At 68.5% G+C, this 17,697-nt stretch carries 15 protein-coding genes, 1 pseudogene and 1 riboswitch; of the genes and pseudogenes, 8 read left to right on the top strand and 8 right to left on the bottom strand.

From position 1 onward, the window contains the following. Together dnaK and E4J89_RS08845 are read right to left on the bottom strand one after the other, a co-directional pair. Entirely contained in the window at positions 1 to 1,872 is a 1,872-nt protein-coding gene (gene dnaK / locus E4J89_RS08850; RefSeq protein WP_136785765.1) for a molecular chaperone DnaK, read from the bottom strand. Positions 1,873 to 2,144: 272 nt separating this feature from the next. Further along, on the bottom strand, positions 2,145 to 4,289 hold the full coding sequence (locus tag E4J89_RS08845) for an MMPL family transporter (RefSeq protein WP_136785764.1): 2,145 nt from the start codon (positions 4,287 to 4,289) through the stop codon (positions 2,145 to 2,147). Positions 4,290 to 4,405: 116 nt separating this feature from the next. Between E4J89_RS08845 and E4J89_RS08840 the strand changes: the two genes are divergently transcribed. The 6 genes from E4J89_RS08840 to pabB all read left to right on the top strand — a co-directional run bounded on the left by E4J89_RS08840 (position 4,406) and on the right by pabB (position 10,733). Next, positions 4,406 to 4,993, top strand: a complete 588-nt coding sequence (locus E4J89_RS08840; RefSeq protein WP_240691809.1) for a MarR family transcriptional regulator — start codon at positions 4,406 to 4,408, stop codon at positions 4,991 to 4,993. Between the two features lie 57 nt (positions 4,994 to 5,050). Then, on the top strand, positions 5,051 to 5,857 hold the full coding sequence (locus tag E4J89_RS08835; RefSeq protein WP_136785763.1) for a methyltransferase domain-containing protein: 807 nt from the start codon (positions 5,051 to 5,053) through the stop codon (positions 5,855 to 5,857). A 28-nt stretch (positions 5,858 to 5,885) separates the two neighbouring features. Next, on the top strand, positions 5,886 to 7,466 hold the full coding sequence (locus E4J89_RS08830; RefSeq protein ID WP_136785762.1) for an NAD(P)/FAD-dependent oxidoreductase: 1,581 nt from the start codon (positions 5,886 to 5,888) through the stop codon (positions 7,464 to 7,466). A gap of 75 nt (positions 7,467 to 7,541) precedes the next feature. Beyond that, positions 7,542 to 8,162, top strand: coding sequence for a LysE family transporter (locus E4J89_RS08825; RefSeq protein ID WP_136785761.1), 621 nt, complete (start codon positions 7,542 to 7,544; stop codon positions 8,160 to 8,162). Between the two features lie 23 nt (positions 8,163 to 8,185). Further along, the gene (locus E4J89_RS08820) at positions 8,186 to 8,683 is read left to right on the top strand and encodes a low molecular weight protein-tyrosine-phosphatase (RefSeq protein ID WP_136785760.1); all 498 of its coding nucleotides are present in this window, start codon (positions 8,186 to 8,188) and stop codon (positions 8,681 to 8,683) included. Further along, positions 8,673 to 10,733, top strand: a complete 2,061-nt coding sequence (gene pabB / locus E4J89_RS08815; RefSeq protein WP_136785759.1) for an aminodeoxychorismate synthase component I — start codon at positions 8,673 to 8,675, stop codon at positions 10,731 to 10,733. The genes E4J89_RS08820 and pabB overlap by 11 nt, the downstream gene beginning before the upstream one ends. 10 nt (positions 10,734 to 10,743) lie before the next feature. Here pabB and cls read toward each other — a convergent pair whose 3' ends face one another. Further along, positions 10,744 to 12,222: a cardiolipin synthase gene (cls, locus tag E4J89_RS08810; protein WP_205754443.1), complete on the bottom strand. Its 1,479-nt coding sequence runs from the start codon at positions 12,220 to 12,222 to the stop codon at positions 10,744 to 10,746. Between the two features lie 83 nt (positions 12,223 to 12,305). Between cls and E4J89_RS08805 the strand changes: the two genes are divergently transcribed. After that, positions 12,306 to 13,178, top strand: coding sequence for an aminodeoxychorismate lyase (locus E4J89_RS08805; protein ID WP_136785758.1), 873 nt, complete (start codon positions 12,306 to 12,308; stop codon positions 13,176 to 13,178). Positions 13,179 to 13,236: 58 nt separating this feature from the next. Here E4J89_RS08805 and E4J89_RS08800 read toward each other — a convergent pair whose 3' ends face one another. From E4J89_RS08800 to E4J89_RS08790, 3 genes are read right to left on the bottom strand one after another with little or no spacing between them, the layout of a single operon-like run. Then, positions 13,237 to 14,034 carry an energy-coupling factor transporter transmembrane component T gene (locus tag E4J89_RS08800; protein ID WP_136785757.1) on the bottom strand — a complete coding sequence of 266 codons (798 nt, stop codon included), beginning with the start codon at positions 14,032 to 14,034 and terminating at the stop codon, positions 13,237 to 13,239. Beyond that, positions 14,031 to 15,548, bottom strand: coding sequence for an ATP-binding cassette domain-containing protein (locus tag E4J89_RS08795; RefSeq protein WP_136785756.1), 1,518 nt, complete (start codon positions 15,546 to 15,548; stop codon positions 14,031 to 14,033). Before E4J89_RS08795 ends, E4J89_RS08800 begins: the two co-directional genes overlap by 4 nt. 8 nt (positions 15,549 to 15,556) lie before the next feature. Then, positions 15,557 to 16,177, bottom strand: a complete 621-nt coding sequence (locus tag E4J89_RS08790) for an ECF transporter S component (protein WP_240691808.1) — start codon at positions 16,175 to 16,177, stop codon at positions 15,557 to 15,559. Between the two features lie 42 nt (positions 16,178 to 16,219). Next, positions 16,220 to 16,353: riboswitch (TPP riboswitch) on the bottom strand. Positions 16,354 to 16,522: 169 nt separating this feature from the next. On the opposite strand from E4J89_RS08790, the gene E4J89_RS08785 reads away from it, so the two are divergent. Further along, complete coding sequence (locus tag E4J89_RS08785) at positions 16,523 to 16,783, top strand: DUF4235 domain-containing protein (protein ID WP_136785755.1); 261 nt, start codon at positions 16,523 to 16,525, stop codon at positions 16,781 to 16,783. A 303-nt stretch (positions 16,784 to 17,086) separates the two neighbouring features. Here E4J89_RS08785 and mnhG read toward each other — a convergent pair. Both mnhG and E4J89_RS08775 read right to left on the bottom strand, forming a co-directional pair. Continuing rightward, positions 17,087 to 17,377, bottom strand: a pseudogene (gene mnhG / locus E4J89_RS19725) (monovalent cation/H(+) antiporter subunit G); the annotation flags it as partial. Positions 17,378 to 17,426: 49 nt separating this feature from the next. Further along, the gene (locus E4J89_RS08775) at positions 17,427 to 17,696 is read right to left on the bottom strand and encodes a monovalent cation/H+ antiporter complex subunit F (protein WP_136785754.1); all 270 of its coding nucleotides are present in this window, start codon (positions 17,694 to 17,696) and stop codon (positions 17,427 to 17,429) included. Position 17,697: the final 1 nt, after the last annotated feature.

Below are 17,697 nucleotides of genomic sequence, written 5' to 3'. Positions count from 1 at the left end.
TTACTTCTTCTCGTCTTCCTCGTCGACCACTTCCGCGTCCACGATGTCCTCGTCGGCGCCGGCCTCGGAGGCCCCGTCACCGGCGGGTGCTCCATCGGCACCGGCTGCGCCGGATGCCTGGGCCTGCGAGTAGATGGCCTCGCCCAGCTTGGTCTGGGACGCCTGGAGCTTCTCGAACGCGGCCTTGACCTCGTCGTCGTTGTCCTGCTTTTCCAGGGCGGACTTCAGGGCGTCGACGTCGGCCTTGACCTCGGTCTTGACCTCTTCCGGCAGCTTGTCGTCATTGTCGGCGAGCAGTTTGTCAACGGAGTAGGCCAGCTGCTCTGCCGAGTTGCGGACGTCGGCTGCCTCGCGGCGCTTCTTGTCCTCGGCAGCGTGCTCTTCGGCTTCACGGACCATGCGGTCAATGTCGTCCTTGGACAGCGCGGTGCCGCCGGTAATGGTCATCGACTGCTCGGCGCCGGTGCCCTTGTCCTTGGCGGACACGTGCACAATGCCGTTGGCGTCGATGTCGAAGGTGACCTCGACCTGGGGCACGCCGCGCGGGGCCGGGGCGATGCCGGTCAGTTCGAAGGTGCCCAGCGGCTTGTTGTCGCGGGTGAACTCGCGCTCGCCCTGGAAGACCTGGATGGCTACGGACGGCTGGTTGTCGTCAGCAGTGGTGAAGGTCTCGGACCGCTTGGTCGGGATCGCCGTGTTGCGCTCGATCAGGTGCGTCATGATGCCGCCCTTGGTCTCGATGCCCAGCGACAGCGGGGTGACGTCGATCAGCAGGACGTCCTTGCGCTCGCCCTTCAGGACGCCGGCCTGCAGGGCGGCGCCCACGGCCACGACCTCGTCCGGGTTCACGCCCTTGTTCGGCTCCTTGCCGCCGGCCATTTCCTTGACCAGGTCAACAACTGCCGGCATGCGGGTGGAGCCGCCCACCAGGACAATGTGGTCGATGTCGGAAACCTTGATGCCGGCTTCCTTGATGACGTCGTGGAACGGCTTCTTGGTCCGGTCCAGCAGGTCCTTGGTCAGGTCCTGGAACTTCGCACGGCTGAGGTGCTCGTCCAGGTGCACCGGGCCCTCCGGGGTGACCGAGAGGTACTGCAGCGAGATGTTGGTGGAGGAGGCAGAGGAAAGTTCCTTCTTGGCCTGCTCGGCTGCTTCCTTCAGGCGCTGCAGGGCGATCTTGTCCTTGGACAGGTCGGCGCCCTTGGCCTTGGCCTGCTGCAGCAGGAAGTCAACGACGCGCTGGTCCCAGTCGTCGCCGCCGAGGCGGTTGTCGCCCGCGGTGGCGCGGACCTGGATGGTGGAGAAGTCATCCTCGTCCTTGCCGACTTCCAGCAGGGACACGTCGAAGGTGCCGCCACCGAGGTCGAAGACCAGGATGAGCTCGTCTTCTTTGCCCTTGTCCAGGCCGTAGGCCAGGGCGGCAGCGGTCGGCTCGTTCACGATGCGCAGCACGTTGAGGCCGGCAATCTCGCCGGCTTCCTTGGTGGACTGGCGCTCGGCGTCGTTGAAGTACGCCGGCACGGTGATCACCGCGTCGGTGACCTTCTCACCCAGGTAGGACTCGGCGTCGTGCTTGAGCTTCTGCAGCACACGGGCCGAGATTTCCTGGGCGGTGTAGTTCTTGCCGTCGATCTCGACCTTCCAGTCGGTGCCCATGTGGCGCTTGACCGAGGCGATGGTGCGCTCGATGTTGTTCACGGCCTGGCGCTTGGCGATCTCGCCGACCAGAACCTCACCGGACTTGGAAAAAGCAACAACGGACGGAGTGGTGCGGCCACCCTCGGCGTTGGCGATGACGGTGGGTTCGCCACCTTCCAGAACAGAGACAACGGAGTTGGTGGTTCCGAGGTCGATACCTACTGCACGAGACATACGCGTGTCCTTCCTTTGCGGCCGCAGCGGCGGCCTTGTTCACTGTGGCGGCCCACTCGCCGGTGCTGGACCGACGGCCACCACAGATGCGGCAGCCTATTGAGCCTTCTGCACTCAAGTTTACTCAGGCCGGCAACTTTGTCAACCAAGTTGAGCGTACCCGACTCAACTTTCAAGCAGTGCCCAGGCAGGGCCGGGAGACGGCAGCGGCGGAGGTCCGGCAACTAGCCCCGACCCCCGCCGTGCGTCATCGGCCCGCGGAATGACGCCTGTCAGTCCGCGGAGTACGCGCTGCCCGCCGCCACCAACTCGCGTTCCTGGGACTCCTTCCGGGCCAGCTTGGACGGCCACCAGATCTTCGGCCCGATGTCGTAGGACAGCGCCGGGATCAGCAGCGAGCGCACCAGCACGGTATCCAGCAGCACGCCGAAGGCCACGATGAACGCGAGCTGGCCCAGGAACAGGATCGGGATGACGCCGAGGGCGGCAAACGTCGCCGCCAGCACCACCCCGGCCGAGGTGATGACGCCGCCGGTGGAGCCCAGGCCGCGCAGGATGCCCGGCCGGGTGCCCAGCCGCAGCGATTCCTCGCGCACCCGGGTCATCAGGAAGATGTTGTAGTCGATCCCCAGCGCCACAAGGAAGACGAAGCCATACAGCGGCACCGAGGCATCCGCCCCCGGGAACCCGAAGACATGGTTGAAGACCAGCGCGGAAACCCCCAGCGCGGTCAGGTAGGACAGCGCTACGGACAGGATCAGCAGCACCGGCGCCAGAATGGAGCGCAGCAGCAGGATCAGGATGAGCAGGATGACGCCCAGCACCATCGGCGTGATCTTCAGCAGGTCTGCCTGCGCCGTGACATTCGTATCCAGCGCCACCGCCGTGACGCCGCCAACCAGCGCCTGCGGATCCGCGGAGTCCAGTGCGGTGCGCAGGTCGGCTACGGTCGCCTCGGCCGCGTCGGAATCCGGGACATCCCGCAGCGTCGCGTTGATCATCACGCGGCCGTCCAGCTCCACCACCTGGTCGTTGCGGGTGAAGAACTCGGCGGAGGCAACCCCGTCCTCGCTGCGGACCAGATCCAGCACCTGGTCCCGCTTGTTGCTGTCGGCGACGACAACGGCGGGACTGCCCGCGCCGTCGTCGAAGTGCCGGACCAAGGCATCCTGGCCGTCCGCGGAGTCGGTTTTCACCAACACCAGCTCCGACTGCGGGACACCGTGCGCCTGCAACTGCAGCACGCCCAACGCCCCGGCGCCCAGCAGCAGCACGGAAACCAGCCAGGTGGCCCGGGGCATCCTGGCCACCAGGTTGGCCACCCGGAGCCACAGCCCGCGCAGGCCCTCCGTTCCCGGGACGGAGTTTTCGGGCTGCGCGGCGTGGGCGTGGTGCCCCGGGCGGGGCACGATCGGCCAAAAGGCGCTGCGGCCGGTCAACAGCAGCACCGCGGGCAGGAAGGTCAGCGCCGCCAGCACCGCGAACACAATGCCAATGGCTGCGATCGGCCCCAGGCTGCGGTTGGAGTTCAGGTCGGAGAACAGCAGGCACAACAGCGCCAGGATCACCGTGGCGCCGGACGCGGCGATCGGCTCGACCGCACCACGGTAGGCGGCCTTCATCGCGGCCCACTTCGATTCCTGCTCGCCCAGCGCCTCGCGATAGCGGGCCGTCAGCAGCAACGCGTAGTCAGTGGCGGCGCCGATCACCAGGATGAACAGGATGCCTTGGCTCTGGCCGCTGAGCTGGATCCAGCCCTGCAGGGCAAACCAGTACACCACCAGGATGGCCGCGCAGAGAGCGAACACCGAGGTCAGCAGCACCAGGAACGGCAGCAGGAGCGCGCGGTAGACCAGCAGCAGGATCACGAAGACCGCACCCAGCGCCACCCCCAGCAACAATCCGTCAATGCCGCCGAAAGCCTCCACCAGGTCGGCGATGAACCCGGCCGGACCGGTCACGTAGCCGGTGGCGGAATCGGGGAGCTCGGCCGCCAGCACCGCGCGCAGGTCGGTGACCACATCGCCGGCGTCCAGGTCCTCCGGCACCGGCACGATGAACTGCACCGCTTCGAAGTCTTCGGACGGGATGGGCCCCACCACCTGGTTGGCGCCGCCGCTCTCCAGGCCGGCCGCTTCCGCCAGCTGTTCGCCCAGTGGGGCGTATTCCCCCAGCTGCTGCGGCTGGATCGGCTCATCAAATTCGACGACGACGATGGCCGGCACCGCGTCCGAGTCACGGAAACGCTCCTGCCATTCACCTGCCGTGGTGGACTCGGCACTCGCCGGCAGGAATCCGGCCTGGTCATTGGTGGAGACATCGGAGAGCTTGCCGAAAGTCGGTCCGCCAAGCCCGGCGGCAGCCAGCCAGGCCACCACCACCAAGGCAGGTAAGAGCATTCTGAACCAGCGGGCCATGGGATCGGTCCTTCGGAATCTAGGCAGCGAAAACAAACTCCACTATAGAGTAGTTCCACGCTGGAGATAAACAGGTGGTGAACTATCCTGTGGAGGGGTGAAAGAAAGGAGGGCACGTGGAACAGCGCACCGACCGGCTGATGCTCCTATTGCAAGCGTTCGTCGTCGAAAGCGAACGCTACGTGGAAGCGGTCAGTGAACGGGACGCCCTGCACCGGACGGACCTCAACGCCCTCGCGGCCATGGTGCGGGCCGCAGCGGCTGGCCACACCGTGACTCCCGGCATGCTGCGCACCGAACTGGGCCTCAGCTCTCCCGCCACCACCGCCCTGGTGGACCGGCTGGACCGTTCCGGACACGTCAACCGCACGCGCAGCGAGACCGACCGGCGCAAGGTGTACCTCGAACTGACGGACAAGGCCCGCGCCACCGGCGGAGCGATGTTCGCACCGCTGGCCCGGAACATCGGCCAGGTGCTGGACGGCTACCCGGCCGAGGACCGCCAGCGGCTGGCCGGCTTCCTGACCGACATCATCGCCGCCACGTCCGCTGCCTGCATGGAGGTCGCCGAGCAGGACGGACAGCCGGGCGTGGATGGCGATTCCGGCGGCCAAGCGAAACCGGGCAGCCATGGGACCCCGGACGGCCAGGCGGACCGAGGCAGCGGCGAAACAGGGACGCCTGCCCCCGCAACCGACCAATAGCGCAACATTCCGGCACGGCGGCTACGTGGCGGCAAGGGCGCAGAGTAGTCTCCCACTATGAAGGACGAGGTCTACTCCCACGGCCACCACAAGAGCGTGGTCAACGCCCATGCGATCCGCACCGCAGAGGACTGCGCAGCCTATCTTCTGCCCGAGCTCAGGCCCGGCATGATGCTGCTGGACGTGGGCTGCGGCCCGGGCAGCATTACCGTCGATTTGGCCGAGCGGGTGGCTCCCGGGCAGGTCATCGGCCTGGACCGGTCCGACGACGTGCTGACCCAGGCGGCCGAACTCGCCGCGCTGCGCGGCATCGAGAACGCCACGTTCGTCAGCGGCAACATCTACGACCTTGAGTTCGACGACGACACCTTCGACGTGGTCCACGGCCATCAGGTCCTGCAGCACCTGACCGATCCGGTGGCCGCCCTCTACGAAATGCGCCGGGTGGTCAAGCCCGGCGGCATCGTGGCCGTGCGGGATGCCGACTTCCACGGCATGAGCTGGTACCCGGAACTGCCCGAACTCACCGACTGGATGGACACCTACCAGCAGATCGCCCGCGGCAACCGTGCGGAGCCCGACGCCGGCCGCCATCTGATCGCCTGGGCACAGGCCGCCGGTTTCCGCGAGATCATCCCGTCGTCGTCCAACTGGCTGTACGCCACCGAAGAACAGCGCCGCTGGCAGGGCGATGTGTGGTCCGAGCGCGTCCTGCACTCGGCCTACGCGGAGCAGTCACTGGAACGCGGGCTGCTCGACCAGGCCGGGCTGGAGCGGATCGCGCAGGGCTGGCTGGCCTGGGCGGACGCGCCGGATGCCTGGTTCCTGATTCCCAACGGCGAGATCCTGGCCCGCAAGCCCTGACCCGCACAACAGACAGGATCTGGCGCAGATGCCCGGACAATATGACGTAGTGGTCATCGGCGGCGGCCACAACGGCCTGGTTGCCGCTGCCTATCTGGCCCGCACCGGGCAGAGCGTGCTGGTGCTCGAGCGCGAAGACCGGCTCGGCGGGGCCGCAGTGTCAGCGGAAGTCTTCCCCGGCACCGGCGCCCGCATCTCCCGATATTCCTATCTGGTCAGCCTGCTGCCGCGGCGCATCATCGAAGACCTGGGCCTGGACCTGCGGCTGCTGCGCCGGCGCTACTCGTCCTACACTCCGCTGCCCGGCAGCTCCACCGGGCTGCTGGTGGACAACCAGGACCCGGAGGCCACCCGCTCGTCCTTCGACGCCGTGGGCGCCGCCGCGGACTTCAGCCCGTTCACCGAGTTCTACCAGCGCACCGGCCGGCTCGCCCGGGCCATCTGGCCGACGGTCACCGAGCCGCTGCCCCGCCGTGCCGAACTGCGCCGCAGGCTGGGCGACGACGACGCCTGGAACGACTTCATCGAACGGCCGATCGGCGAGGTGCTGGAGCGCAGTTTCGCCTCGGACCTGGTCCGCGGCGTAGTCCTTACCGACGCGCTGATCAGCACGTTCGCCGGCGCCCACGACGCCGACCTACAGCAGAACAAATGCTTCCTCTACCATGTGGTCGGCGGCGGCACCGGCGACTGGGACGTGCCCGAAGGCGGCATGGGCGCCGTCACTGCAGCGCTGGAAACGGCCGCCCGCCGGGCCGGTGCCGAACTGCGTACCTCGGCGGAGGCCACCTCGGTGACCCCGGACGGCCAGGTGCGGTACACCGACGGCGGGACCGACGTCGTCGTCTCCGCGACGCGGATCCTCGCCAACGTCTCACCCTCGGTGCTCAACGGGCTGCTGGCCGCCGGCGGGCACGGCCCGGCCACGCCGAAGGCTCCCCCGCCCGAGGGGGCGCAAGCCAAAGTGAACCTGCTGCTGTCCCGCTTGCCGAAGCTGCGGGACAGCACCGTGGCGCCGGACGCGGCCTTCGGCGGAACCTTCCATATCAACGAGCTGCACTCACAGCTGCAGCGCGCCTTCACGGCGGGCGCCGATGGCCGGATCCCGGATCCGTTGCCTGCCGAAATCTACTGCCACTCGCTCACCGACCCGTCGATTCTTTCGCCTGAACTGCAGGCCTCCGGAGCCCAGACCCTCACCGTGTTTACGCTGCAGACCCCGCACCGACTGCTCACCGAAGAGAACAACGGCGAGATGCGCGCACAACTGCAACAGGCCGTGCTGGACTCGCTCAACTCTGTGCTCGCCGAGCCGATCGAAGACTGCATCCTGCGGGACAGCCGCGGAGAGCCGTGCATCGAAACGAAGACCACGCTCGACCTGCAGCACGCGCTGAACCTCACCGGCGGGAGCATCTTCCACGGACCGCTCGACTGGCCGTTCGCCGAAGACGACGACCCGCTGGACACCCCGGCGCAGCGCTGGGGCGTGGCCACGGCCCATGACCGGATCCTGCTCTGCGGGGCCGGCGCCCGCCGCGGCGGTGGCGTCAGCGGCCTCGGCGGCCACAACGCCGCAATGGCGGTACTGGAAGAGGGCCGGCAATGACCGCGGCGGCATGGGGCGCGTAATCTCGCAGGGCGCCTGAACGGGTAGCGGTGCCCTGCACCGTAGGATCATCTGGTGCAAATCTCGTTATGGCTGGCGCTGCTCGGCGCCACGGTAGTGATTAGCTTCACCCCGGGCGCCGGTGCCATCAACACCATGAGCAACTCGCTCAACGCCGGCTTCCGCCGGTCCATCTGGGGCATCTTGGGCCAGCAGGCCGCCTTGGTGATCCACGTGGCGATTGTGGCGCTGGGCCTGGGCCTGCTGGTGTCCAACTCCCCGGCCCTCTTTGCCGCCATCAAGTACGCCGGCGCGGCCTACCTGATTTACCTTGGCCTGCGCCAGTTTTTGGCCACGCCGAAGGGCAGCGCTGAGGTGGAAGCAGCGCTCCGCGACGAGCCGGCCTTCTCCATGTTCCGGCGCGGCATGTGGGTCAACCTGCTCAACCCGAAGGCGATCGTCTTTTTCCTGGCGTTCATGCCCGGCTTCATCCGGCTGGACCAGCCGCAGCTTCCGCAGTACCTGGTCCTGATCGCCACGGTGCTGGCCGTGGACATCCTGGTCATGTGGTTTTTCTTCGCCGCGGCGGCCAGGTCCTTCCAGCGGTTCACCCGGACGGTCCGCGGGCTGACCGTGATGAACAGGGCCTTCGGTGTCCTTTTCATTGCGGTGGGCCTGATGCTGGCCTTCCTGTAGCCGCCTTCTCATAGACTCGACACATGTACCGCATCATCGCCGTCTGCACCGGCAACATCTGCCGCTCGCCCATGGCCGAGCGGATGCTGGCCCGCGCCCTCAAGGAAGCCGGACTCGGCAGCCAGGTCAGCGTCGACTCCGCCGGCACCACCGGCTGGGAGCTGGGGCGGCCGATCGATCAGCGGGCCGGCCAGCGGCTGGAACAGTCCGGGCTCACCGCACTGGACCACCGGGCCCGCCAGTTCGAGGCATCCTGGTACGAGGAGCGCGACCTGATCCTGGCCCTGGACGTAGACCACTATGACCACCTGCGGAACGGTGCACCGCACGACGCCGCCCGGGACAAAGTCCGGCTGTGGCGCTCCTTCGACCCCGCCGTCAGCCACCTCGGCCCGTCGGAGCAGGGGATCTACGATCCATGGTTCGGCGAGGCCTCCGATTTCGACGCCAGCTGGCAGATGATCGACGCCGCACTCAAGGGAATCATCGAGTTTGTGCGCAAGGAACTCGATGCCCGCTAAGCCGGTCCTGATTGCCGTGGACGGGCGCTCCGGCTCCGGCAAGACCACGCTGGCGGTGGAACTGGCGGCGCTGCTGCGGGTCCACCGCACCGTCTCGCTGTTCCATCTGGAGGACATCTACCCGGGCTGGCACGGCCTGGCCGGCGGACAGCAGCGCTACCTGGAGACCGTGCTGCGTCCCTTGGCCGCCGGCCAGTCCGGCCGCTGGACCGCCTGGGACTGGACCCGGGACGACGACGGCGCCTCCCGCACCACGGAACCCGCCGACGTCGTGGTCCTGGAGGGGGTCGGTGCCGCGCACGCCGCGGCGCGCGGCCTGCTCGACGCCGTCGTGTGGCTGCAGGCTCCGTCGGCTGACCGGCGGAGACGGGCCTTGTCCCGGGACGGTGCGGCCTATGAGCCGTTCTGGGACACCTGGGCGGAGCAGGAGGAGGCGTGGCTGGCCGGCGACGACGTGGCTGCCGCCGCGGACGTCGTTGTCGATTCCAGTGTTGCCGGAGCGGCCCCCGCGCAGGTGCTCGCGGCGCTGGCCTCGCTGCCCGCACTGGAACATGCGCTGGCCCCGGAACGGACGGCACGCGAGGGCGTCCGTCTGGTGGCCGAACGGGTGGAGGCCTATCCGGACGCCGAGGCGGTCTACCGGCGCTTGTACGCCGGTGCGGACCGCAGCGTCTGGCTGGACAGTTCCAATGTCCACGAAACCGCCGACCGGAACCGGATCAGCATTATGGCCGACGACGGCGGCAGCTTCGGCCAACGGGCCGAGCACCGGGAGGGCACAACGCTGGTGAGCCAGCACAACACCACCGCGCGGATCAGCGGCGGGTTCTTCCGTTGGCTGGACAGCGCGTGGCACCACCTCCCCGCCGCGGCCGAAGACGTTCCCGGCTTCGCGCTGGGCTGGCTGGGCTACCTGGGCTACGAACTCAAACGCGAAACCGGCGGCAAGGACGCGGCCGGCCCCCGGCAGGACACGGCGCAGGAGAACTGGCCGGGCCACGCCCACGGGACTGTCCCGGATGCCGCGCTGCTGTTCGCCGGCCGTGCCGTCCTGCTGGACCATGCCCGGCAGTGCACCTGGCTGCTGGCCCTGGCCGGACCGTCCCATCTGGACGAAGCAACCGAGTGGATCGCAGGCACCGCGGCAGTCATCCGCGGCCTGCCGCAGGCTTCCGCCGGATCTCCGGAACCGTCCCGGCCGCCTGCCGCCCTGGTCTTCCAGCCGCGCGACTCACGCGAGGCCTACCTGGCCAAGATCCGCGAGGCCCAGGCGGAAATCAGCGAGGGCAATACCTACGAGGTCTGCCTGACCACGCAATTGCACGCCACCGCGGCGGAGCCGCTGGATCCGCTCCACACCTACTTGCTGCTCCGCCGTCGCAATCCGGCGCCATTCGCCAGCCTGTTGCGGTTCGGCACGCTCACCGTGGCGAGCACGTCGCCCGAGCGGTTCCTCAGCATCGCCGCCGACGGCGCCCTGCGGGCCGAACCGATTAAAGGCACCCGACGGCGGCTGGCGGATCCGGAGGCCGATGCGGCCGTCGTTGCGGAGCTCGCCGGCAGCGTGAAAGACCGGGCCGAGAACATCATGATCGTGGATTTGCTGCGGAACGATCTGAGCCATTTTGCCGTGCCCGGTTCGCTGCAGGTCAGCCGGCTGTGTGCCATCGAGTCCTACGCCACCGTGCACCAGATGGTCTCCACCATCGACGCGCAGTTGCTGCCCGGCGCTGTTCGGGCCGAAGCCGTGGCGGCGGCTTTTCCCGCCGGGTCGATGACCGGCGCCCCGAAGATCAGCACCATGGAGATCCTGGACCGGCTGGAGACCGGGCCGCGCGGCGTCTACTCCGGCGCGGTGGGCTATTTTTCGCTGGACGGCTCCGCGGACCTCTCGGTAGTGATCCGTACGCTGGTGATGGACGGCAACCGGCTCAGCCTGGGCGTCGGCGGGGCCATCACGGCTGATTCCGTGCCCGACGACGAGTGGGACGAAGTGCGGGCCAAGGCCTTCGGCGTGCTCTCGGCGTTGGGGGCGGTGTTCCCGGACTAGCGCCCGGCGGCTACTGCAGGGTGGCGGTCAGCCGGGCGACGTTATCCACGTAGCGCTGCCAGCGCGGCCGCTGCTTCCACTCCTCCAGCGTGAGCTCCTTGGAGATCACCCGGTAACTGTCCTGGATGTCGGACAGTTCCTCCACGATGTGGTCGCCGAGCATCATCACGGAAACCTCCATGTTCAGCGAGAAGGACCGCATGTCCATGTTGCTGGAGCCGATCACGGCAACTTCGTTGTCCACGGTGAAGTGCTTGGCGTGCAGCACCAGCGGCTTGGGGTAGCGGTAGATCCGTACACCGGCCTCCAGCAACGCCTGGTAGTAGGACTGCTGGGCATGGTGGACCATCGCCTGGTCGCCCAGCTCGGACACGAAGAGCTCCACCTCGACGCCGCGCTGCGCCGCCGTCGTGATCGCATAGAGCAGCGAATCATCAGGTACGAAGTAGGGGCTGCAGATGGAGAGCCGCTCCACCGCCGCATAGATCAGCGTGTTGAACAGGCGCAGGTTGTTCTCGGTGGCGAAGCCGGGGCCGCTGGGCAGCGCCTGGCAGGTCATCGGCCCGGGCTCGCGGAACGGAACCGGGGTGAACAGTTCGGCTTCGAGCGTGTCTTCCGTTTCGCTCAGCCAGTCGGTGGCGAACACCACGTTCAGGGCGGTGACGATGGGACCTTCGTAGCGGGCCATCAGTTCCACCCACTTGCGGCCGATCTTTTCGCTGGAGCTGCGCCGGTAGCCCGGCTCGATCAGGTTCTGCGATCCGGTGAAGGCCACGCGTCCGTCCACCACCAGGATCTTGCGGTGGTTGCGCAGGTCGATCCGGCGCCACTGGCCGCGGACCGGCAGCACCGGCAGGGAACGACGCCAGTCGATCTGGGTGGTCTCCAGCCAGCGGCGGAACTTTCGGTAGCCGGTCACGCGGAGGGTGCCGATGTGGTCGAACAACAAGCGCACCCGGACGCCGCGGGCGGCGGCCTCTTCGAGGGCAACAAAGAGTTCACTAGTGGTCGAGTCGTTGCTCATGATGTAGAACTCGATGTTGACGAACTCGCGGGCCTCGCGCACGGATTCGGTCATCGCGGCAATCGAGGCGTCGTAGTCCGGGTAGAGCTCCACATGGTTGCTGTCCACCATCGGGAAGGCGCCCAGCCGCCGGTTCAGTTCGGCAGCCGAATGCACCCAGGCCGGCGCTTCCTTCTCGCTGCGGGGCTCCTCCATGTCATGGGTGGCTGCCCAGACCCGCTGGTTGATGTCCGCCTGCTTGGCGATCCGTCGTTGCGAGAGCCGGTAGCTGCCGAACATGAAAAACAGCAAGAGTCCGAGCAACGGGATGAAGAAGATCGCCAGCAGCCAGGCCATGGCGGTGTTGGGCCGGCGGTTGCCGGGAATCACGCCCAAGGCGATGATGCGGATCGCCATATCGACCACGCCCAGAATGGCGACGATCCAGTCGGGGAAAGTGCCCAGCCCCGCAAACGACCACAGCACGCGGCTGCTCCTCCCCTCCCGCCGTGTGCCGGCGCAATCCTCCCCAGCCTACCCGGCGGCCCGCGACAAACTAAGCTGGGCGTATGACAGTTCTGGTGTTCTTGGACCCTGCCTACGAGGACGGCCGCATCGCAGATGCATCACAGCCTCAGCTGATGGCCACCGACCTCGGTGCCACCCGCGGGGACGGCATTTTCGAATCCCTGCTGGCGGTGAACGGAATTCCGCGCAAGGTGCAGGCCCATCTGGACCGGCTCGCAACGTCCGCCGAAACCATGGATTTGCAGCTGCCGCCCGCCGACGCGTGGGAGCGGGCGATCAAGACGGCGATCGCGGAGCACCCGCCCGTCGAGGAGCTGGTCATCAAACTGTTGGTGACCCGGGGCGTGGAAGGCGCCACCGCACCCACTGCCTGGGTGCAGGCTTCGCTGCCGCCGTCGGCGGGACAGCGCCAGCGCACCGACGGGATCGCGGTGCTGCTGCTGGACCGCGGCTATGACAGCTCGCTGGCCGAACGCGCCCCGTGGTTGCTGATGGGCGCCAAGACGCTCTCCTACGCGGTGAACATGGCGGCGCTGCGCTACGCCCACAAGAACGACGCCGATGACGTCATCTTCACGTCCAGCGACGGCCGCGTCCTCGAAGGACCCACCTCCACCGTGCTGATGGCGCGGGTGCGCGACGGCGTCAGGACCCTGGTCACCCCGCTGCTGGAGAGCGGCATCCTGCCGGGCACATCCCAGGCGGTGCTGTTCAAGGCGGCGGCGTCGGCTGGCTGGCAGCTGGGCTATGGCCCGCTGGAACCGGACGACCTGTACGAGGCCGATGCCGTCTGGCTCGTCTCCAGCATCCGGCTGCTGGCACCGGTGAAGAGCATCGATGGCAAGGAGATCCCGATGTCGCCGGAGCTGACCGAGGAATTGACCGCGTTGCTGGCCGAAGGCAGCCGGGAGTAGCTGCCGCCGGTCCCGGCCATTCACTGCCGGGCCTCGCCGCCCTCCCGCCGCCCCCAGCTCAGACGAAGATGAAGTTCCAGGTGCCGGCGGCCACTGCGGCGGCGGCAGCGGCGGCCGCGATCAGCACGCCGCCCAGCAGCACCCAAACGTCCACCGTGCTGTAGCTGGACTCGCGCGCCCAGGTCCGCCGACCGGCACCAAAACCGCGGGCCTCCATGGCTACCGCCAGCCGGGTGGCCCGCCGGATGGCCTGCACAATCAGCCCGAAGGCCTGGCCCACGAACGCGCCGGCCTTGGCCAGCGGCCGGTTCTCCGCGCCGACCCCGCGGGCCCGGCGGGCCAAACCGAGGGTCCGCCATTCCTCCACCAGCAGCCCGACCAGCCGCATGGCGGCCAGTGCCCCCAGCACGAACCGGTGCGGCAGCTTGAGCTTCTGCGCCAGCGCGTCGGCCAGGTCCGTGGGGTCGGTGGTCAGCAGCAGGAAAATGCCCGGCAAGGCCACGGCGAGCGACCGCAGCCCGATGGCGATTCCGCCGGCTACCGAATCATCGGTGAACACCACCGGACCAAGCTGGAACAGCACGGCCCCGGTCTTCTCCGCCAACAGCGCCGTGGCCCAGGCCCCGGTGGCCGCCGCCGCGAGCAAGGGCCAGCCGCGCTTGAACAGCAGCCACGGGTTCACCCCCAGCACGGGCATCAGCAGCAGCTCGGCCGCCAGCACCACCGACGCGCTGACCCAGTCCACGCTGAGCATGACCACCACGGTGATCACCGCTGCGGCGGCCAGCTTGGACACCGGGTTGGCGCGGCTGAACGGCGACGCGCTGAGCCGCGGTGTCATCAGATCCGCGCTCATGCTGCCCTCCGGAGCGTCTGCACCGGTTGGACTCCGCCGTCGGCCACCCGCACGGCGGAGCCGCCCAGCGCTGCGGTGAAGTCGGCGTCGTGTGTCACGGACACCACGCTTTTGCCGTCGGCCACCAACTCGGCCAGCAGGGTGACCAGTTCCGCCCAGGTGTTGGCATCCTGCCCGAAGGTGGGCTCGTCCAGCATCAGGATGTCCGGGCCGGTGGCCAGCATGGTGGCCACCGAGAGCCGGCGCTTCTCGCCGCCGGACAGGGTAAAGGGGTTGGCGCGCAGCAGCCGGGTCAGCCGGAGCCGTTCGGCGATATTGTCCACCCGGCGCCGGACTTCCGCCTCGGGCAGCTTCGCCACCCGCCGCGGACCGAACTCCAGCTCGTCCGCCACCGTGCTGGTCAGGAACTGGTGTTCCGGTTCCTGGAACACGCTGCCAATCCGAGCCACCAGCTGGGCGGACTTCCATTTCACCGGAGACTGCGCCGCGCCACGATGCAGTGCCGGGGTTGTGGACAGTTCACCGCGGGCCGGTGCCAGCAGGCCGCCCAGCGTGAGCGCCAGCGTGGACTTGCCGGCGCCGTTCGGTCCGGTGACACTCAGGGCTTGCCCGCTGAGCAGGTCCAGGTCCACGGCCCGCAGCACCGGCCCGGCCTTACGGCTCCGGGCCACGTCCAGACCCACCGCCTGCAGCAAAGGTCCGCCGGGCGCCGGAGCGGCGGGCAGCCTGAGCTGCGGAGTATGTCCGGGAACCCAAACGCCGGCCTCCACCAGCCGGGCACGGGTGGCGCTCTCGGCCAGCACCTTGCTTGGCGGGCCGTCGGCCAACACGCCGCCTCCGGCCGCCAGCACGATCACCCGGTCCACGACGTCCGCCCAGACGGCCACCCGGTGTTCCACCACCACCAAGGTGGCCCCGGTGCGGTCCAGCACCCGGGCCACGGCGTCGCGGACTTCCCGCACGCCGTCCGGGTCCAGGTTGGCGGTCGGCTCGTCCAGCAGCAGCAGCCCCGGCCGCATGGCCAGCACCGAGGCCAGCGCCAGCCGCTGTTTCTGTCCACCTGACAGGGCCGCGGTGGGATGATCCAGCGGCACGTCCAGTCCAACGTCGGCCAGTGATTCGCGGACGCGATCCCAGATTTGTGGGCGCGGGACGGACAGGTTCTCCGCCCCGAAGGCCACTTCGTCGCCCACGCGGGCCAGCACCAGTTGGCTCTCCGGATCCTGCAGCACCAGCCCGGCGCGGCCGCGGGCGTCCGAGGGACGCAGCCCGGCGACCGTGAGCCGGCCGGTCTCCTCGCCTTCCCCGTCGTCGCCGAGGACGCCCGCCATGGCGTGCAGCAGCGTGGATTTTCCGGCGCCCGAAGCACCCAGCAACAGGACCCGTTCGCCCGGCTCTATGCTGAAGCTGGCGTCGCTGACCGCCGGGGCCTTGCGGCCGGCATGGCGCCAGCCCCACCCCTCGGCGAGGACCGGTACCGGGCCGGGCACCGCCGTCGTACTCTGCAGTCCCATGGAACGGCTCAGACGTCCGCCGTGCGGCCCGCCGCGAAGGAGGACAACACGCCCGTCCTGGCCAGGCCCTTGACCGCCAGCCAGGGCAGCATCCCGGCAATCACCACGCCGGAGACGGCGGCGAAGCCCACGTAGGCCAGCTGCCAAGCGGGCGCCCAGAGCATGTTGTACAGGATGTTCTCGCTGATCGACAGCGCCAGGCCCGCGCCGAGGCCGGCCAGCATGGCCACCGCCATGTTGAACTTCCGGTACAGGAAGAGCAGGAACACCAGCTCGGCCCCCAGACCCTGGATCAGGCCGGACACCAGCACGGTCATGCCGAAGCTGGTGCCCAGCAGCGCCGAGACAATCGCGGCCAGCATCTCGCAGTAGATCGCTGCCCCGGGCTTGCGGATGATCAGCCCGCCCAGCACGCCGGCCATCAGCCAGCCGCCAGTGTAGAGGCCGGCAGCGGGCGGGAAGGCAACGGTGAGGCCCTCGATCAGCGGCCAAGCCGCCGACCAGGCCCAGAAAATAACGCCGACGGCCACGGCCACCACCGAGGCGACGACAATGTCCACCACCCGCCAGCCGTACCGCGGTGTGCGCGCGGGAGTGGGCGTGGACGGTGCATTCGAAACGGAACTCACGAAATCCTCCTGGGTGCAGGAGGGGAGGGCGGCCGAATGGCATACCCCGAGAACTCGACTCCCTTCGCCGGTACTAACCGGAGCAGGTTCGAGGGTCTGCGGTCTCTCCGCACTCTCAGCGTCCCTCCCGGTGTCCGGCGTGTGCCGGGCGGTCGGACGCTCCCCTGTCGTTATCGATGCTGTCTAGCAGCACGCACCAGTTTACACTCGCCGCCGCGGCGGGCCCATTCGGCCGCCACCCGTTGGAAAATGCACGACGACGGCGGGACGGGTGGGTGCCGGGCAGTAGGCTGGGAGCGGTAGAGCTGATGACACGGGGACCCGGCGCCCCGGGAAGGAGCAGAGATGACCGTTGTATTGAGGCTCTTGGGCACCCTGGTGAGTATTGGTGCGGGTCTGGCAGCCACCCGCATTCTGGGTCACGTGTGGAAAGCGGTAACCGGCCACGATGCGCCCCAGTCCGACGATGACCTGGAAAACAGCCTGCAGTCCGCCGTGGTGTTCGCGGTGGTGTCCGGCACGGTTGGCCGGGTGATCCAGGTTCTGCTCAAGCGGGCCACCGCCAAGGCCGTGCTGCACTACGAGAAGACCCCGGAAATCGTCTAAACCGGCAGGTTTAGCGGACGCGCCGGCGGGGGCGGGGCTGCGGTCCCGTCCCTGCCGGCGTTCCTAGTCCTTGTGCCTTCCGGTGGAGTCCTGGTCGTTCCGGACTGGGCCTGCGGCCGTCGCCGCGCTCTGTCTGTCCCCCACCCCGTGGTCCGCGCCGCGGGCCGCGGTGGAGCCTTCGGCGCCTGCCGGATCGGACGCTGCACCGTCCCCGGCTGCCGGGTCCGCCGGGTCGGACGCAGTGGGGTCGAGGTCGGCCGCGTCGACGGCGGTACCGGCGTCGGGCTGCGCGTCGGGTTCTTCTCTGGCTGCCGCTTCCACCACCGCGTCGAGGTCGTCCACGCTGAGGATTTCCCGGCGCAAGTGTTTGGTCCGGTAGCCGGCGCGGCCCACCATGTGCGCCGAGACCGGCACCGTGAGCAGCTGGAACAGCCACGCGATCACCAGCACGGGCACGACCACCCAGCTGCGCAGTTGCAGGGCCAGACCGGTCAGCAGCAGCAGCAGACCGAACACCTGCGGCTTCGTGGCGGCGTGCATCCGCGAGAGCAGGTCGGGAAACCGCAGCAGGCCGATGCCCGCGGCAAGTGACATTAACGAGCCGACGATCAAGCAGGCGGCGGTGGCGATGTCGAGGATCAGGTCAGTGTTCACGGGGCCGCCCGTCGGTAACGAACCGGGCCACGGCTACCGAGCCGATGAAGCCGATCAGGCAGATCGCGACGACCAGCGTCAGGTTGTTCATGTGGCGTCCGGCGGCCATGTCCACAATCAGTCCGGCGCAGACAACGGCAAGCAGCACGTCAATGGCGAGCAGCCTGTCCAAGAGTGACGGCCCGCGCGCCAGGCGGACCATCGCCAACACCGCGGACAGGGCGAGGATGACGCTGACGATGATTTGGGCAATCGGCATG

It is taken from the genome of Arthrobacter sp. CAU 1506 (genome assembly GCF_005047635.1).
Lineage (GTDB): Bacteria > Actinomycetota > Actinomycetes > Actinomycetales > Micrococcaceae > Crystallibacter.
The sequence above is the reverse complement of the archived record's forward strand: the minus strand, read 5'-3'. Positions and strand labels throughout refer to the sequence as shown.

Coding starts and splice junctions, on each gene's coding strand:
- dnaK (WP_136785765.1), bottom strand. CDS start 1,872: ATGTCTCGTGCAGTAGGTATCGACCTCGGAACCACCAACTCCGTTGTC.
- E4J89_RS08845 (WP_136785764.1), bottom strand. CDS start 4,289: ATGGCCCGCTGGTTCAGAATGCTCTTACCTGCCTTGGTGGTGGTGGCC.
- E4J89_RS08835 (WP_136785763.1), top strand. CDS start 5,051: ATGAAGGACGAGGTCTACTCCCACGGCCACCACAAGAGCGTGGTCAAC.
- E4J89_RS08830 (WP_136785762.1), top strand. CDS start 5,886: ATGCCCGGACAATATGACGTAGTGGTCATCGGCGGCGGCCACAACGGC.
- E4J89_RS08820 (WP_136785760.1), top strand. CDS start 8,186: ATGTACCGCATCATCGCCGTCTGCACCGGCAACATCTGCCGCTCGCCC.
- pabB (WP_136785759.1), top strand. CDS start 8,673: ATGCCCGCTAAGCCGGTCCTGATTGCCGTGGACGGGCGCTCCGGCTCC.
- E4J89_RS08805 (WP_136785758.1), top strand. CDS start 12,306: ATGACAGTTCTGGTGTTCTTGGACCCTGCCTACGAGGACGGCCGCATC.
- E4J89_RS08800 (WP_136785757.1), bottom strand. CDS start 14,034: ATGAGCGCGGATCTGATGACACCGCGGCTCAGCGCGTCGCCGTTCAGC.
- E4J89_RS08795 (WP_136785756.1), bottom strand. CDS start 15,548: ATGGGACTGCAGAGTACGACGGCGGTGCCCGGCCCGGTACCGGTCCTC.
- E4J89_RS08785 (WP_136785755.1), top strand. CDS start 16,523: ATGACCGTTGTATTGAGGCTCTTGGGCACCCTGGTGAGTATTGGTGCG.
- E4J89_RS08775 (WP_136785754.1), bottom strand. CDS start 17,696: ATGCCGATTGCCCAAATCATCGTCAGCGTCATCCTCGCCCTGTCCGCG.